At 69.7% G+C, this 1,506-nt stretch carries 1 protein-coding gene and 2 riboswitches; the gene reads right to left on the reverse strand.

Annotated elements, in window-relative coordinates:
- Window positions 1-118 precede the first annotated feature (118 nt).
- A riboswitch (glycine riboswitch) is annotated at window positions 119-215 on the reverse strand.
- 3 nt (window positions 216-218) lie between these two features.
- Window positions 219-309, reverse strand: a riboswitch (glycine riboswitch).
- A gap of 247 nt (window positions 310-556) precedes the next feature.
- Window positions 557-1,506, reverse strand: a 950-nt coding sequence (locus tag FVW20_RS14940; RefSeq protein WP_196610226.1) for a YyaL domain-containing protein, incomplete at its 5' end; no start/stop codon positions are given.

Below are 1,506 nucleotides of genomic sequence, written 5' to 3' on the forward strand. Positions count from 1 at the left end.
CGGCGGCCCCCCGGCCCCGGGGCGATCACAAGGGATCGGCCAGTCAGCCGGGTCGCGGGCGGGAACCGCTGCGCACGGGGGCGCGGCGGGCGCATGCCGACCGGAGTCACGCGTGGCACTCTGTCCTTTTACCTGAGAGTTTCGCCGCCCCGGTTCCCTGCGAGGACACGGGCGGTTTGCTCCTTCGGTGCTCCACGGATGGAGGCTCTCCAGAGGTTCGTCGGGCAGCAGTCCTTTCGCCTGAAAGATTCACTTCGTCGGCGCCCCATGCCGTTTGCCGCCGGCTGGGGTCTCTCCTGCTGTCGTCATCCGAAACCAAGCGTGACTGGGGGTGTATCCGGTTGCCGGGGGAAACGCAAGCGGTGTTGCAACATGCTGACATTGCACACCAAAAGCACCGTTTGCATAAACAGTCCACAATCAATCCGCATGGGGCCGCGGCAGCCGGGTTCACCCTGCCCTCCCCCAACTACCCCGGCATGCCTTATGCGCCCCGCGCATGCGGCATGCTCTCCCCCTTGCCCGGCAACGCATGCCGCATGGACAATGCCGTCTGCTATCCCTGCGCCAGGGGGCGCACGGCCAGCAGGCGGGCCTTCAGTTCCGCCGGGTCGGTTATTGGCGGCGAGCAGGCGTAGTTCTCGCACAGCCAGGCCGTTGCCCGGTCTTCCAGCGGGGCCAGGTGCGCGGTGAACGGCACCAGCGCCGCAAGGTCGCGCGCATTGTCGGTGGTGCGCAGGTGCAGCACCGTGGTGGGTGCATAGGTGCCCCGCACGGCTGCCAGCATGGCCTCTGTATCCGGTTGGTCCGGTTCGCCCGCCACGATCACCGAGCGCCCGCCGCTGAGCGCGAAATCCACCCCGCACAGGAACATGGTGGAGCCGATGGGGTGATGGCGCACCTGCGTGGCAAAGGCGCGCAGCACGCCCCGCGCCCGTTCGCCGTATTCCGGACGCCCCAGCAACAGGGCCAGGCGCAGCAGGTTGAACAGCGCGGCGGCGTTGCCCGAGGGCAGCGCGCCGTCGTGCCCTTCCTTGCGGCGCACCAGCAGGGCATCGCCATCCGCCGGGGTCATCCAGTACCCGCCGCCCTCGGCGTCGTGAAAGAAGGTGTCCTGCACCTCTTGCAGGCGCAGGGCACGGCGCAGCCAGCGCACCTCGCCGGTGGCGCCGTACAGTTCGATGAGCCCCCAGATCATGAAGGCGTAGTCGTCCAGCAGGCCGGACACGGCGGCCTCGCCGTCGCGCCAGCGGTGCAGCAGCCGCCCTTCCGGGGTGGCCATGCGCGCAAGCACGAAGTCCGCCGCAACGGCTGCGGCTTCCGCCAGATGCGGCGCATCGAAGGCCTGGGCGCACCGCGACATGGCGGCAATGGCCAGTCCGTTCCAGTCGGCCAGCACCTTGTCGTCCAGATGGGGGTGCGGGCGCCGTGCGCGCAGGTCGAACAGGGCGGCACGGGCCGCTTCCAGCCGTTCCTCCACCTCGCGCGGGGGCAGGCCCAGGTCGC

Source organism: Nitratidesulfovibrio oxamicus, assembly GCF_015731765.1.
Classification (GTDB): domain Bacteria; phylum Desulfobacterota; class Desulfovibrionia; order Desulfovibrionales; family Desulfovibrionaceae; genus Cupidesulfovibrio; species Cupidesulfovibrio oxamicus.